11 protein-coding genes are annotated in these 15,043 nt (G+C 74.2%); 8 read left to right on the top strand and 3 right to left on the bottom strand.

Going from position 1 to position 15,043, the window contains the following annotated elements:
- Positions 1-281: 281 nt before the first annotated feature.
- From ACH4OA_RS13090 to ACH4OA_RS13070, 5 genes are all read left to right on the top strand, one after another.
- Positions 282-929 (top strand): ScbR family autoregulator-binding transcription factor, encoded by a 648-nt coding sequence (locus ACH4OA_RS13090; protein ID WP_365883776.1) that lies wholly within the window; start codon positions 282-284, stop codon positions 927-929.
- 24 nt (positions 930-953) lie between these two features.
- The gene (locus tag ACH4OA_RS13085; RefSeq protein WP_397968972.1) at positions 954-2,144 is read left to right on the top strand and encodes a damage-control phosphatase ARMT1 family protein; all 1,191 of its coding nucleotides are present in this window, start codon (positions 954-956) and stop codon (positions 2,142-2,144) included.
- Between the two features lie 284 nt (positions 2,145-2,428).
- Positions 2,429-4,603 (top strand): germacradienol/geosmin synthase Cyc2, encoded by a 2,175-nt coding sequence (gene cyc2, locus ACH4OA_RS13080; RefSeq protein ID WP_397943101.1) that lies wholly within the window; start codon positions 2,429-2,431, stop codon positions 4,601-4,603.
- Between the two features lie 363 nt (positions 4,604-4,966).
- A complete protein-coding gene (locus ACH4OA_RS13075; protein WP_397948005.1) occupies positions 4,967-6,094 on the top strand; it encodes a M24 family metallopeptidase in 1,128 nt (375 codons plus the stop codon).
- 53 nt (positions 6,095-6,147) lie between these two features.
- The gene (locus tag ACH4OA_RS13070; RefSeq protein WP_397968970.1) at positions 6,148-7,077 is read left to right on the top strand and encodes an aminoglycoside phosphotransferase family protein; all 930 of its coding nucleotides are present in this window, start codon (positions 6,148-6,150) and stop codon (positions 7,075-7,077) included.
- Between the two features lie 8 nt (positions 7,078-7,085).
- Here the strand turns inward: ACH4OA_RS13070 and treZ are convergent, their stop codons facing one another.
- Positions 7,086-8,831, bottom strand: a complete 1,746-nt coding sequence (gene treZ / locus ACH4OA_RS13065) for a malto-oligosyltrehalose trehalohydrolase (protein WP_397968968.1) — start codon at positions 8,829-8,831, stop codon at positions 7,086-7,088.
- Between the two features lie 177 nt (positions 8,832-9,008).
- Here treZ and ACH4OA_RS13060 point away from each other — a divergent pair, with 177 nt between their 5' ends.
- The 3 genes from ACH4OA_RS13060 to ACH4OA_RS13050 all read left to right on the top strand — a co-directional run bounded on the left by ACH4OA_RS13060 (position 9,009) and on the right by ACH4OA_RS13050 (position 11,070).
- Positions 9,009-9,560 (top strand): DUF1707 and FHA domain-containing protein, encoded by a 552-nt coding sequence (locus ACH4OA_RS13060; protein WP_365871819.1) that lies wholly within the window; start codon positions 9,009-9,011, stop codon positions 9,558-9,560.
- A gap of 161 nt (positions 9,561-9,721) precedes the next feature.
- Positions 9,722-10,513: a class I SAM-dependent methyltransferase gene (locus tag ACH4OA_RS13055; protein WP_397968966.1), complete on the top strand. Its 792-nt coding sequence runs from the start codon at positions 9,722-9,724 to the stop codon at positions 10,511-10,513.
- 143 nt (positions 10,514-10,656) lie between these two features.
- Positions 10,657-11,070 (top strand): SSI family serine proteinase inhibitor, encoded by a 414-nt coding sequence (locus ACH4OA_RS13050; RefSeq protein WP_365871823.1) that lies wholly within the window; start codon positions 10,657-10,659, stop codon positions 11,068-11,070.
- A 38-nt stretch (positions 11,071-11,108) separates the two neighbouring features.
- Here the strand turns inward: ACH4OA_RS13050 and ACH4OA_RS13045 are convergent, their stop codons facing one another.
- Both ACH4OA_RS13045 and treY read right to left on the bottom strand, forming a co-directional pair.
- Positions 11,109-12,359: a M14 family zinc carboxypeptidase gene (locus ACH4OA_RS13045; RefSeq protein WP_397968965.1), complete on the bottom strand. Its 1,251-nt coding sequence runs from the start codon at positions 12,357-12,359 to the stop codon at positions 11,109-11,111.
- A 302-nt stretch (positions 12,360-12,661) separates the two neighbouring features.
- Positions 12,662-15,028: a malto-oligosyltrehalose synthase gene (treY, locus tag ACH4OA_RS13040; RefSeq protein WP_397968963.1), complete on the bottom strand. Its 2,367-nt coding sequence runs from the start codon at positions 15,026-15,028 to the stop codon at positions 12,662-12,664.
- Positions 15,029-15,043 lie beyond the last annotated feature (15 nt).

Below are 15,043 nucleotides of genomic sequence, written 5' to 3'. Positions count from 1 at the left end.
GAAGACCGGGCGTCCGCCTCGTATCGTGACGATCATGGATGCGGCACCCGCTGCCCCGGGTCCGCGGTCCGTGGCCGTCGACCGGGGAGGAATCGGGGTGTTCCCGCCTGTTTCCCGGGTTGTCGCGGCGCCGGCCGCTTTCCGGGCGCGCCGCTGACGCGTGTCGTTCCGGCGGATGCGGGCCACTGGATCCCCATACGCCTGCGGTGAGTTATCGTATGCGGGGGGCCGGAAACAAACCGCATGTCCCGTTCTTTTGAGGTGCGAGGAGGGGTCCGGGGATGGCGAGGCAGTTACGCGCTGAACAGACCCGCGCAACGATCATCACGGCCGCCGCCGACCTGTTCGACCGGCATGGCTACGAATCCACCAGCCTGAGCGATATCGTCGCACACGCGAAGGTCACCAAGGGCGCTCTGTACTTCCACTTCGCCGCCAAGGAGGACCTGGCCCACGCCATCCTGGAACTCCAGTCCAAAGCGGCGCGACAGCTCGTGGCCGACGTCGAGAGCCGTGGCGGTTCGTCGCTGGAGACCCTGATGCGCACCACGTTCGGGATCGCCCGGCTCGCCGTGGAGGACCCGGTGCCGCGTGCCGGGCTGCGCCTCGCGACCGCGGACATCACCGTACGGCCGCCGCTGCGGCATCCGTTCACCGAGTGGCTGGAGTTCGCCACCCGCAAGTTCAGCGGAGCCGTCCGGGAAGCCGATGTGCACGGGGACCTGGACGTCGGGATCGTCGCCCACTCCCTCGTCTGCTTCTTCATCGGCACCCGGGTCGCGGGCCGTTCGCTGGAACCGGTCGGACGGCTGCCGCGCCGGGTCACCGAGATGTGGCACCTGGTGATCCGCGGTCTGGTCCCGGTGCACCGCCGCCCCCGCTACGTCACCCTCGCCACGCAGCTCGAACGGGAGGTCCGTGCCTGCTGACGCCGGGGCGGTACGGTGACGGGCATGCCCGACACCGTGTCCGCGCCCGTGATCCTCGGCAACGAACCCGGCTCCTTCCCGCACAGCGTGCTGGCCGAGCGGCACCCCGCGATCATCCGGCAGGTGCGCGACGACCTCCCGTACGGCCCCGCACAGCACCGGGCGCTGGACGAACTGCTCCACAGCTGCGCCGAGGGCACGGTCGGGCCGCTCCCCGGCACCGCCCCGGACCGGGACCGGTGGCGGGAGTGGGGCCTGCCCGAGCACACCGGGCGGTCCTGGTACGACGTGCCCTGGCTGTGGTCGGAGAGCTACTTCTACCGCCGGCTGCTCGACGCCGTCGGCTACTTCGGTCCGGGCGCCTGGCGGGGCGTCGACCCCTTCCGTCCCGCCAAGCGCGCCGAACTCGACGCCCCGGAGACCACGGAGGAACTGGCCGCCCTGGAGGACCTCACCGGCCTGCCGGAGCCCGAGCGGGCCCGCGCCCTGCTGCACGGCTCGCTCTGGGGCAACCGCGCCGACCTCGGCTTCCGGCTCTCCGCCGCGAGCGAGGGCGCGGGCGCGCGGGAACAGGCCCCCGCGCTGGTCGCCGACGACAGCGAGACCCTGTGGTCGCTGCTGCCGCCCGGCGGGAGCGGCACCCTCGTGCTCGTCGCCGACAACGCCGGCCGCGAACTGGTCCCCGACCTCCTGCTGATCGCCCACCTCCTGGCCGAGGGCCGCGCGGCGCGGGCGGTGCTGCACGTCAAGCCGTACCCGTACTACGTCTCCGACGCCACCACCGCCGATGTGGCCGACGCCCTGCGCCGGCTGCGCGCGGCCCCCGGCCCGGCCGCCGGCCACGCGCGCGTGCTCTGGTCGGCTATGGCCGACGGGCGGCTCACCGTCCGCGCCCACCCCTTCTCCTGCGCCCCGCTGCCGTACGCCGAGATGCCGGACGACCTGCGCGCGGAGTTCGCCGCGGCCACCGTGACCGTCGTCAAGGGCGACCTCAACTACCGTCGCCTGGTGTGCGACCGGCGTTGGCCGCCCACCACGTCCTTCCAGGAGACCACCGCCTACTTCCCCGGCCCGGTCGTCGCGCTGCGCACCCTGAAGTCCGAGGTGATCACCGGTCTGTCCGCCGCGACCGAGGCCGCGCTGGTCGCGGCCGAGGGGCAGCGCTGGCGGACGAGCGGCACACACGCGCTGATCCAGGCGGGCCCGCGGCAGTGACCTGACGCGCCCCGGGCGCCGCCGTGCCGCCCCTCGCGGGCGGGTCCGGGCGCGCGGGCGGACCGGCCGTCCACGGCGGACACCTCGCGGGCGCCGTCGCCGCGCACCTCGCGGGGCGGCACGAAGCAGGCCATGCGCCCACCGCGGCCTGCGCGCGGACCCGGCAAGGGCACCAACGCCACACCGCCCCGGCGGAGTTCCCGCTTTCCCGGGCGGTTCACGCGATGGTGTGATCATGTGCCGCAGGACGGATGCGGGTCCCGGACCACGGGTAGGGCCCGGCCATGACGCAGCCGTTCGAACTCCCGCGCTTCTACATGCCGTATCCCGCGCGGCTCAACCCGCACCTGGACGAGGCCCGGACCCACTCCACCCGGTGGGCACGCGAGATGGGCATGCTGGAGGGCTCCGGGATCTGGGACCAGGCCGACCTGGAAGCGCACGACTACGGGCTCCTGTGCGCCTACACCCATCCCGACTGCGACGGATCCGCCCTCTCGCTCATCACCGACTGGTACGTGTGGGTGTTCTTCTTCGACGACCACTTCCTCGACATGTTCAAGCGCACCCAGGACCGCGCCGCCGGCAAGGCGCACCTGGACCGCCTGCCGCTGTTCATGCCGCTCGACTCCGGCACGCCCGTGCCCGAGCCGGAGAACCCGGTGGAGGCGGGCCTGAAGGACCTGTGGGCGCGGACGGTGCCGGCGATGTCCGCGCACTGGCGCCGCCGTTTCGCCGTCGCCACCGAGCACCTGCTCAACGAGTCGATGTGGGAGCTGTCCAACATCAACGAGGGGCGGATCGCCAACCCCGTCGAGTACATCGAGATGCGCCGCAAGGTGGGCGGCGCGCCCTGGTCGGCCGGGCTCGTGGAGTACGCGACCGCCGAGGTGCCCGCCGCCGTCGCCGGCACCCGGCCGCTGCGCGTGCTCATGGAGACGTTCTCCGACGCCGTCCACCTGCGCAACGACCTGTTCTCCTACCAGCGCGAGGTCGAGGACGAGGGCGAGAACAGCAACGGCGTGCTCGTCCTGGAGACGTTCTTCGACTGCACCACGCAGGAGGCCGCCGACACCGTCAACGACGTCCTCACCTCCCGGCTGTACCAGTTCGAACACACCGCGCTCACCGAAGTCCCCGCCCTCGCCCTGGAGAAGGGCCTCACGCCCGGCGAGATCGCCGCGGTCGCCGCCTACACCAAGGGACTCCAGGACTGGCAGTCCGGCGGCCACGAGTGGCACCTGCGCTCCAGCCGGTACATGAACCAGGGCGCGCGGCCCGCCGCGCCCTGGCAGACGCCCGGCGGCCCCGGCACCTCCGCCGCCGACATCGGCGCCCTCCTCGCCGCCGCCGCGCGGGACCGCCTGCGCGCCTACTCCCACGTGCCGTACCAGAAGGTCGGCCCGTCCCGCATCCCCGACCTGTACATGCCGTTCGAACTCCGGCTCAGCCCGCACCTGGACGCGGCCCGGCACCAGCTCGTGGGCTGGTGCCACCGCATGGGCATCCTCCAGGAGGGCGTCTGGGACGAGGACAAGCTGGCCGCGTACGACCTGGCGCTGTGCTCCGCCGGCCTGGACCCGGACGCCACCCCGGAGGCCCTCGACCTCAGCGCGTGCTGGCTCGCCTGGGGCACCTACGGCGACGACTACTACCCGCTGGTGTACGGCCACCGCCGGGACCTCGCCGCCGCCCGGCTGACCACGGCCCGCCTCTCGGCGTGCATGACCGTCGAGGGCGAACCCTCCCTGGTCCCCGGCAACGCCATGGAACGCGCGCTGACCGACCTGTGGGCGCGCACCACGGCCGCCATGACCACCGCCCAGCGGCGCACCCTGAAGACGGCCGTGGACAAGATGACCGAGAGCTGGGTGTGGGAGCTGTCCAACCAGCTCCAGAACCGCGTCCCGGACCCGGTCGACTACCTGGAGATGCGGCGCGCCACCTTCGGCTCGGACCTCACCCTGAGCCTGTGCCGCATGGGTCACGGCCCCGCGATCCCCGCCGAGGTGTACGCCAGCGGCCCGGTGCGCTCCCTGGAGAACGCCGCCATCGACTACGCCTGCCTCCTCAACGACGTCTTCTCCTACCAGAAGGAGATCGAGTACGAGGGCGAGATCCACAACGCCATCCTGGTCGTGCAGAACTTCTTCGGCGTCGGCTATCCGGCCGCGCTCGGCGTCGTCCACGACCTGATGACCCAGCGCATGCGGCAGTTCGAGCACGTGACCACGCACGAACTTCCGGTGCTCCACGACGACCTGGGACTGTCGGCCGAAGCCCGCGCCGCGCTGGACGGCTATGTGGCGGACCTGCGGAACTGGCTCGCTGGAATCCTCAACTGGCACCGGGAGGTGAACCGCTACAAGGCCGAGTGGCTCGGCCGCCGCGCCCACGGCTTCCTGCCCGGCAGCCCGCCCGCCGCGCCACGGCTGCCCCTCGCCCCGTCGTTCGGCTGACACGGGACACCGCGCACCCCGGTCCGGTACGGCGCGCGGACGGCGACACCGTCCGCACCCGCCGGGCGCGGCCCCCGGGACGCCTTCCCCGGCGCGAGGACACCGGCGGCGGGAGAGGCGGGCGCGCCGGTGGCCCGACGCCCGAGGCGCCGGACGGCCACGGCACCAACGGCCCCCCTGCACGACGCGAAACCCGCTGGTGACCCTCCGTCCCACGGATCATCATGAGTGCGTGCCGCACCTCTTCGCCGCGGATCGAGGAACACCTGTTCCGGCGACCGGCTCGCGTGGCCCCGTCCGGGCGGGCAGGATGCTGCCCGAGACGCCATCGACCCGCTGCCCCGGCAGCGCCCGGAGGTCCGGATGACCGGTATCACGCCCGCGCCCTTCACCGTCGCCGACTACCGGGCCCGCATGGAGCGCGCCGTGCGCTCCGCGGCCGGCGCCGGCCTCGCCGGGCTGCTCGTGGCCCCGGGTCCGGACCTGACCTGGCTCACCGGCTACACCCCCACCGCGGTCACGGAACGGCTCACCGTGCTGGTCCTCGCCCCCGGCCGGGATCCCGTGCTCGTCGTGCCCACCCTGGAGGCCCCGGACGCCGAGCGGGCGCCCGGCGCCGCCGCGCTGACCCTGTGCGACTGGACCGACGGCAAGGACCCCTACGCCGTCACCGCCGCCCTCCTCGACGGCCACGGCCGGTTCGGCATCAGCGACAACACCTGGGCGATGCACCTGCTGGGCCTCCAGCGGACCCTGCCCGGCACCTCGTACGCCGCCCTCACCGACGCCCTGCCCATGCTGCGCGCGGTGAAGGACCCCGCCGAACGGGAGCTGCTGGCGGCGGCCGGCGCGGCCGCGGACGCGGCGTTCGAGGAGATCCGGAAGGTGCCCTTCGCCGGCCGCCGCGAGTCCGACGTCGGCCGGGACCTGGCCGGGCTGCTGCGCCGCTTCGGCCACGAGCAGGTCGACTTCACCATCGTCGGCTCCGGGCCCAACGGCGCCAACCCGCACCACGAGGTCGGCGACCGGGTCATCCGGCCCGGCGACATGGTCGTCCTCGACTTCGGCGGCCTGAAGGACGGCTACGGCTCCGACACCACCCGTACGGTCCACGTCGGCGAGCCCACCGAGGAGGAGCGCCGGGTCCACGACGTCGTGCGCGCCGCGCAGGAGGCCGGATACCGGGCCGTGCGCCCCGGGGTGCCCTGCCAGGAGATCGACCGCGCCGCCCGCGCGGTGATCACCGACGCCGGGTACGGCGCGCACTTCATCCACCGCACCGGGCACGGCATCGGCGTCACCACGCACGAGCCGCCGTACCTGATCGAGGGCGAGGAGCAGCCGCTCGTGCCCGGCATGTGCTTCTCCGTGGAACCCGGCGTCTATCTGCCCGGCCGGTTCGGAGTGCGCATCGAGGACATCGTCACGGTCACCGAGGACGGCGGCCGCCGCCTGAACAACACCACCCGCGAGATGGTCATAGTGGAGTGAGACAGCCAGGGCGACCCCTCCCCGACGACACCGGAACGGCGACGCGCGCACCCATGACCCAGGCACCGACCCCCACCGTGGACACCGTCCGCAGACTGGTCCGTTCGCTGCTCAAGGAGAGCGGCGGCGCGGGACCCGAGGTGCGGCCCGTGGCAGAGGACCGCGCGCACACCTGGTGGGTCGGCGACCGCCATGTGCTGCGGCTCGCGCCCGACCGGGAGGCGTCCGTCCGCCGCCGCCGGGAACTGCGCCTGCGCGAGCTGGTCCGCCCGCACGTGCCGGTCGCCGTCCCGGTCAGCGTCGCCCACGGCGACTGGGCGCCCGGCCTCGCCTACACCCTGGACACCCGCGTGCCCGGCGGCACGGCCGACGAGCACGACGTCTCCGCCGTCGGCGAGGCCGACCTGGCCGGGCTGCTCGGCGGACTGCGCGCGGTGCCCGTACGCCAGGCCGAGGCCCTCGGCGTGCCCCGCGCCGCGCCCCGCTCGCTGGAGGCGCTGCGCCGGATGGCCGTGCACGCGGCCGGCCGGCTCGCCGCCGCCGACGAGTTCGACGCCGGCCGGCTGCACCAGCTCACCCCGCCCGGCGCGGCCCAGCTCGCCGCGCAGGCCGGCACCGCCGTCCTCACCCACCACGGGCTGACCGGAGCGCACGTGGTGGTCAGCGACGACGGCCGGGTGCGGGGCGTCCTGGACTGGACCGCGGCGGCCCTCGGCGACCCGGCCGAGGACATCGCCGGGCTCGCCGTCGCCGTCGGCTCCCCGGCGGCCGTCCGCGCCGCCACCCTCGCCGGCTACGGCGTCCGCCCCTGCCTGCGCGGCCTGTGGCTCGCCCGCTGCGACACGGTCATCGCCCTCACCGGCCGCCTGGACGGCCGCACGGGCGGCTCCCCGGCGCTGCTGCGCAGCCGCCTGCGGCGCGCCTGGGAGCCGATCCTGCTGGAGCGGGTCGCCGACCTCCCGGCGGACGAGCCGGAACCGTAGGGAGCCGCTCAGAGCTGCCTGAGCACCACGCACGACTCCCCGGGCACCTGGAGCAGTCCGTCCGGGCCCGGCGCCGCCACCGGCTCCCAGGCCGCCAGCACCTCCGCCCGGCCGGAGCCCAGCGGGATCGCCGCGGTCCCCGCGCCGAGGTTCACCGCCACCCGCACGTCCCCGCGCCGGAAGGCCAGCCAGCGGGCTTCCGTGTCGTAGGCCACCTTCGTGTCGGCGAGGTCCGGGTCGGTGAGGTCGGGCTCGGCGTGGCGCAGCGCGATCAGCCGCCGGTACCAGGCCAGCACGCGCGCGTGCGGCTCGCGTTCCGGCTCCGACCAGTCCAGGCAGGACCGCTCCCGGGTAGCCGGGTCCTGCGGGTCCGGCACGTCCTCCTCGGCCCAGCCGTGCGCCGCGAACTCCCGCCGCCTGCCCCGCCGTACCGCCTCCGCCAGCTCCGGGTCGGGGTGGTCGGTGAAGAACTGCCACGGCGTGCCCGCCGCCCACTCCTCGCCCATGAACAGCATCGGCGTGAACGGCGCGGTCAGCGTCAGCGTGGCCGCGCAGGCCAGCAGCCCGGGGGAGAGGTGCGCGGCGAGCCGGTCGCCCTGGGCGCGGTTGCCGATCTGGTCGTGGGTCTGGCTGTAGCCGACCAGGCGGTGCCCGGCCGTCCGGGAGCGGTCCAGCGGACGGCCGTGGCGGCGGCCCCGGAAGGACGAGTACGTGCCGTCGTGGAAGTAGCCGCCGGTGAGGGTCTTGGCGAGCGCGGCGAACGGCTCCCGCGCGAAGTCGGCGTAGTAGCCCTGGGACTCGCCGGTCAGCGTGGTGTGCACGGCGTGGTGGAAGTCGTCGTTCCACTGCGCGTGCAGTCCGATGCCGTTCTCCGCGCGCGCGGTGATGAACCGCGGGTTGTTCAGGTCCGACTCGGCGATCAGGAACAGCGGCCTGTCCACCTCGGCGGCCAGCGCGTCCACGGCCGCCGACAGCTCCTCCAGGAAGTGGCACGCGCGCGTGTCGTACAGCGCGTGCACCGCGTCCAGCCGGAGTCCGTCGAGCCGGTAGTCCCGCAGCCAGGCCAGCGCGCTGCCGAGGAGGAACGCGCGCACCTCGTCGGACCCGGGCGCGTCCAGGTTCACGGCCGAGCCCCAGGGAGTGGTGTGCGTGTCCGTGAAGTACGGCCCAAACCGCGGCAGATGGTTGCCGGACGGGCCCAGGTGGTTGTGGACCACGTCCAGGACGACGCCCAGCCCGAGACCGTGCGCCCGGTCCACGAAGCGCTTCAGCGCGGCGGGCCCGCCGTACGGCTCGTGCACCGCCCACAGCGACACGCCGTCGTAACCCCAGCCGTGCCGCCCCGGGAACGGACACAGCGGCATCAACTCCACATGGGTGACGCCCAGGTCCACCAGGTGCTCCAGCCGCTCCGCGGCGGCGTCCAGGGTGCCCTCGCGGGTGTACGTGCCCACGTGCAGCTCGTACAGCACCGCACCCGGCAGCCCGCGCCCGGACCAGCGCGCGCGCCACTCGTGCCGGCCGTGGTCCACGACCGCGCTCAGCCCGTCCGGGCCGTCCGGCTGGCGGCGCGAGCGCGGGTCGGGCAGCACGGGGCCGTCGTCCAGCGCGAACCCGTACCGCGCGCCGTCCGCCGCCTCCGCCTCACCCGTCCACCATCCCTCACGCGCCGGATCGCGCGCCAACGCGTGCGTGGCGCCCTCGCAATGGAGCGTCACTCGGTCTGCCTGCGGTGCCCACACCTCGAACTGCACGGACGGTTCCCCTTCGTCTGTTCACCGTGATGTCCCGCACCTCCATCGTGCCGTCCGGGACGATCAATCCGTTCCCGAATCGCCGCCCTTCACCGACCGGCGTCGGGAAGTGCCCCTACACCCGCACCGGTTCCCCCTTTCTGGACACCCGCCTCCCGCTGTCCGACAATCACCAGCGTGACGTCGTCCTTCGAGTTCTCCACCTACCCCGCGCGGCTGTCCGACGAGGAACGGGACAAGGCGCTGCGGGTGCTGCGCGACGGCGTCGCCATGGGCCGGCTCTCGCACGACACGTTCGTGCGCCGCATGGAGCTGGCGCTCACCGCGCGCCGCTCCGACGAACTCGCCGTCCTCGTCGCCGACCTGCCCCAGGAGAATCGCTTCTCCCGCGCGGTCCTCGGCACCGTCGAGGCCGTGTCCGGCTTCACCGTACGGCTGCGCCGCGCCTGGCAGGCCGAGCGGCTGCCCAAGCTGCTGCTGCCGCATCCCGAGCACACCCATCCGCTGCGCATCGGCCGCGACCCCGCCAACGGGCTGCGCCTGAACCACGACACGGTCTCCCGCGTGCACGCCGAACTCCGCCGCCAGGGCGGCCTGTGGGTGCTCAGGGACCTGGGCTCCACCAACGGCACCACCGTCAACGGCCGCCGGGTGACCGGCGCGGTCGTCGTCCGCGAGGGCGACCAGGTCGCCTTCGGCAGAATGGCGTTCCGGCTCGCACTGCACTAGGGCCTCTCGTGCGGACCACACCGGACTTGCGGACCTCGATCCGGCCTGGTCCCCAGGGTGCCCGCTAATTTCGTTGAGCCCACGCCCTGCCATCGTGTTGGCTGGCGGCACCGGACTGTCAGTACCGCAGGTGTCTGCTTTGCTGTAGCAGGGAGTTGAACGTGCAGGACGTTGTTGTCGACCCCGTGGCCCACAATCGGGCGGCCTGGGACAGGTATGTCCAAGAGGGCAGCGAGTGGTCGAGGCCGGTGAGCGCTGAGGTGGTCGAGCGCGCCCGCAGGGGCGACTGGTCGGTCGTTCTCATCGGGCATGAGCCAGTCGACCGCTCCTGGCTGCCGACGGACCTGACCGGCAAGGACGTGTTGTGCCTGGCCTCCGGCGGTGGCCAGCAGGGTCCGATCCTCGCCGCCGCAGGGGCGCGGGTCACCGTGTTCGACAACTCGCCCCGCCAGCTCGGCCAGGACCAGATGGTGGCGGCGCGCGACGGACTCGAACTGCGCACCGTCCTGGGCGACATGCGCGACCTCAGCGCCTTCGGCGACGCGGCATTCGACGTCGTGTTCCATCCGGTCTCCAATCTCTTCGTACCGGACTTGGCACCGGTGTGGCGTGAGTGCTTCCGCGTCCTGCGACCGGGCGGGACTCTGCTCGCGGGCTTCCTCAACCCCGATGTGTACTTGTTCGACCACGAGGCGCTCGACGAGCGCGGCGAGATGATCGTCGTGCACAAGCTGCCCTACAGCGATGTCACGCAGTACTCCGCCGAGGAACGCGCCACGAAGTTCGGCGCGGATGCCGCTCTCGAATACAGCCACACCCTCACCGACCAGATCGGCGGGCAACTCGCCGCGGGGTTCGTCCTCACCGGCTTCGCGGAAGCGCCGCACCAGTCCAACGCATCCGCTTCATACATGTCGAACTACTTCGCGACGCTGGCGGTCAAGCCAGGCTGACCCGGCCGTGGGACCGCATGGCCAAGGGGGGTGCCGGGCCCGCGGCCGGTTCTCTTCGAACGGACGGTCGCTCGCGGATGCGGATCCTCCCGATCGGGTGAGCCGCGCTGCGGAAGACCGGCCGCCGTGCCGATGCAACGGACATGACTCTCCTCACCCGAGCGGCAGCGGCGGCCGGCGCCCTGCTGGCCGCCGCCACCCTCCTCACCACGGGCCCCGCCCAGGCGGCCTCCCCCGACGCCCTCCGGGGCACCTGGCTCCACCTGACGGTCGCCAAGGGCGAACCCCGCACCGGCGCTCCCCAGCGCGCGCTGCTGCTGTGCGACCCGCCCCGGGGACACGCCCACGCGGCCGACGCGTGCCGTGAACTGACCACCGCCCGCGGCGACATCGGCCACATCCCGGCCCAGAACGTGTTCTGCCCGCTGATCTACGCCCCCGTCACCGCCCGGGCCCGCGGGCAGTGGAACGGCCACGCGGTGGACTTCCGCGAGACCTACACCAGCGCCTGCGTCATGAAGGCGCGCACCCGGCACGTCTTCGCCCTCGACGGCTGACGCGCGGCCCCGGCCGGGTGGCGCGGGCCGGCCCCGGCTCACGCCACCCGCTCCCGCGCCTGCCGCGCCGCCACCAGCACCGTCCGGGACTGGTGCTCCACCTGGTGTTCCAACGGCACCCAGCGGGCCCGGAACCGCTGGGCGAAGGCGTCGCACCAGGCCGCCACGAGCCGCTCCAGACGCGGCGCCGCCCGGTCGTCCGCCTCCCGCAACACCCGGAGCAGCATCGACGCGGCCCGCAGCGGCAGCCGCCGCCCGAAGGCGTCCACACTGCCGACGTACGCCATCGTGGAGCCCGCCGGGGCGGTGTGCGTCCAGTCCTCGGCCAGGCCCGGGATCAGCTCAAGCGCCCACTGGGCGGCCCGCAACAGCGGCCCGTCCACGCCCTCCAGCCGGGGCAGCGCCTCGGCGAGGATCCGCTCCACCTCCCGGGCGTCCCGCAGCAGCCGGGCCGCCAGCCGCCGCAGCGCCGCCGCCGGCGCCGGATGCGGGGCCGGGTCGTCCACCAGGTCGCTGGCCCACATCGGCACCTCCACCACGGCCGTCAGACCGCCGTAGCGGTGCGCGTGGTACCAGGTGCTGTGCCGGGCGTCGTCCGGCATGCTCGGATAGGCCGCGCCGGACTCCGGGCCGGGCATCACATGCACCCCGGGACCCGAGGCCGGCCAGCCCGCCGCGTCCGAGGCACCCGTCTCCACCGGTATCCGCAGCTCCGCCGCCGACTTGGCGAACGGCTCGGCCAGACCCGGCACGTCCTTGGTCAGCTGCACCCAGCTGCCGCCCAGATCGGTGCCGTGCAGCGTCACCTGGAGGTACGGCCGCAGCTCGTCGATCACCCCGGTCAGCGTCCGGGTCTCGGGCGGCAGCCGGTCCGGCGGCAGCACCGACGGCGACCACTCCGGCTGCTCCGCGCCCGTCGGCCGGTAGAAACCGAGGTGGTAGTCGAGCAGGCTGCGCGGCGCCGGCGTCACATGCAGGCTCGCGCCGTCCGGGTCCGCGCACAGCAGGAAGTGCCAGGAGGTGCCCGCCCGCAACTCCGGTTCACCCGAGACGCGTTCGGCGAGCACCCGCAGTGTGGAGCCGCCCGTCGGCTCGTTGGCGTGGGCGCCGGCGACGACCAGCACCGCACGGCGGGCGTGCCCCACCGACAGCAGGTGCAGGGGTCTTCCCGCGCGCGAGACGCCCACCTGGCGCAGCGCGCACAGCCCGGGCTCCCGGGCCGCCAACGCGGCGGCGTGGGCGACCAGTTCGGGAACACTGGGATAGCGCGGCTCCGGCAGTGGACTCACCCCCGACTCGTCCGCCCGGTTTCGCCCTCCCAGTCCCGCACGCGGCGGGTGAACTGTCAAGCAGTCGGCGGGCCTCCCCGGGGCGCCCGGCAGCGGGACCAGCGGGCGTCCGGGTCCCCGCGGGCCGGGAGAGCACCACTGATGCGGCAGACCACGGATGCGACGGGCGGCGCACGAGCACGGCTCCGGCGCAGTGCGGTGCGCCCGGCGATCGACGCGCTCCGTCCCGCCGCAGGCCGCCCGGCCTTCTCCCCGCGCCGCGACCCGCCGCGACCCGCCTCAAGCCGTCCCGCCAGTTCCTCTCAGTCCTCCGCGACCCGTTCCAGCAGGGCCACCGGCAGCGCGTCCAGCAGGTCCGCCACGCGCGCGTGGCCGGTGAACTCCCGGTCCGGCACGAGCACGTCCGCCCAACGGCCGGGCGGCAGCGGCAGCAGCGTCTCCCGCCAGCCGCCCGCCTCCGCGAGCCGCAGCGACAGCCGGGTCACCACCGTGACCACCTCACCCGAGCGCGCGAACGCCACACAGTGCTCGGCCGCCGGGCCCTCGGCGGTCAACGGCTCGTACGTCCCGCCCGCGCCGAACGCCTCCGGGCGCCGGGCGCGCAGCCGCAGCGCCGCCGCCGTCAGCGCGTCCTTCTCGCCGGGCACCTCGGGCGGGAACGCCGCCGGCCGCCGGTTGTCCGGGTCCACCAGTGCCCGGAACTCGCCCTCCGCGCCCTGGTACACATCCGGCACGCCCGGCATCGTCAGGTGGACCAGCGCGGTGCCCAGGACGTTGGCCCGCACCTGCGGCTCCAGTGCCTTGCGGAAGGCGGTCACCCGCTCGCCGGGCGGCCCGCACGGACCAGCGGCGACGAAGGCCGCCACCGCCTCCTCGTACGGCGGCTCCTGCTCGGTCCAGCTCGTGTACATGCCCGCCTCGCGCACGTGCTTCAGCAGCGCCTGCCGTACCCGGTCCTCCTCCGCCGGGCCCAGCCCGAACACCGTCTGCCAGGCCGCCCAGGCGAGCTGCCCGTCCGGCGCGCCCCCCTCGGCCCCGCTCACCTCGGCGAGCAGCCGGACCCAGCGGTCCGGGCACTCGGTGAGCACGGCCAGCGCGGCGCGCACGTCCGCGCTGCGCTTGGTGTCGTGCGTGGTGACGACGGTGCCGGTGAGCGGCCAGTCGCGCTGCACGCGCGCGCAGTACGTGTGGAAGTCCTCCGGGTACGTCCCCGGGCTGCCCGGGTCACCGCCCACCTCGGTCGCCGACAGCAGCGGCACGTAGCGGTAGAAGGCGGTGTCCTCCACCGACTTGGCGCGCAGCGCGGACGCGGTCTGCGCGAACCGGGTGCGGAACTCCACCCGGTCGGCGTGGTCCGGCGCCGACGGGTCGGGCGGCTCCACCAGCAGCCGGCGCACGATGCCGACGGCCTCGGCCTCCTGAGGCACCACGAACGCCAGCCGGGCCTCCGCTGCGGCCTCCTCGGTGATCACGGCGGCGGCGTCCCCGGAGGCGTACGGCCGGTAGACCCGCATCCGGACGAGCAGTTCCTCCACGGCCGTGCGCAGCGCCCAGGGAGCGCGGTCGCGCAGCGACAGGTCGGGCGAGACGGCGCACAGCCGGGCGGCCACCCGGGTGAGCCGGTCGGTCTCCGCGGCCAGCTCGTGCGTGAGGACCTTGTACGCGGCCCGCCGGACCGTGGCCTCCCAGTTGCCGCCCCGGTCCGTCTGCGGCGCCGCGAAGGCCCGGTAGCGGCCCAGCAGCTCGTACGCCCCGGTGCGGTCCGTGAACAGGCCGTCGATGTGGCGCAGCGCGTCGTAGCCCGTGGTGCCCGCCACGGGCCAGGAGGGCGGCAGGTGCTCGTCCTCGGCGAGGATCTTCTCCACGACCGTCCAGCGCCCGCCGGTCGCCTCGTGCAGCCGTGCGAGGTAGCCGTCCGGGTCGGCGAGCCCGTCGGGGTGGTCGATCCGCAGCCCGTCGAACACGCCGTCCGCGAGCAGCCGCAGGATCGTGGCGTGGGTGGCGTCGAACACCTCCGGGTCCTCCACCCGCAGCCCGATCAGCTCCGAGACGCTGAAGAACCGCCGGTAGTTCAGCTCGGTGCGGGCCAGCCGCCACCACACGGGCCGGTACCACTGGGCGTCCAGCAGCTCCGGCAGCGGCAGGTGGGCGGTGCCCGGACGGAGCGGGAAGACGTGGTCGTGGTAGCGCAGGACGTCGCCGTCGGCCACCAGGTGCGCCTGCTGCGAGCCGACCGGGCCGCCGAGCACCGGCAGCAGCAGCCGGCCGTCCTGCGCCTCCCAGTCGATGTCGAACCAGCGCGCGTACGGCGACTCGGGGCCGTCGCGCAGCACCTCCCACAGGGCACGGTTGTGCCGGGGCGCCAGCGCCATGTGGTTCGGCACGATGTCCGCCACCAGGCCGAGTCCGTGCTCCCGCGCGGTGCGGGCCAGCGCGCGCAGGCCCGCCTCGCCGCCCAGCTCCTCGCGCACGCGCGAGTGGTCCACGACGTCGTAGCCGTGCGTGGAGCCCGGGACGGCCTCCAGGACCGGGGACAGATGCAGATGGGAGACGCCGAGCGACGCCAGGTAGGGTACGGCCGCTTCGGCGGCGGCGAACGGGAACGCGGGCTGGAGCTGCAGCCGGTAGGTGGCCGTGGGCACCCCCGGTCCGGGTCGCGCAGAAGTCATGGGAACCTACGTACC

Source organism: Streptomyces sp. NPDC017095 (assembly GCF_044332325.1).
GTDB lineage: Bacteria > Actinomycetota > Actinomycetes > Streptomycetales > Streptomycetaceae > Streptomyces.
The sequence above is the reverse complement of the archived record's forward strand: the minus strand, read 5'-3'. Positions and strand labels throughout refer to the sequence as shown.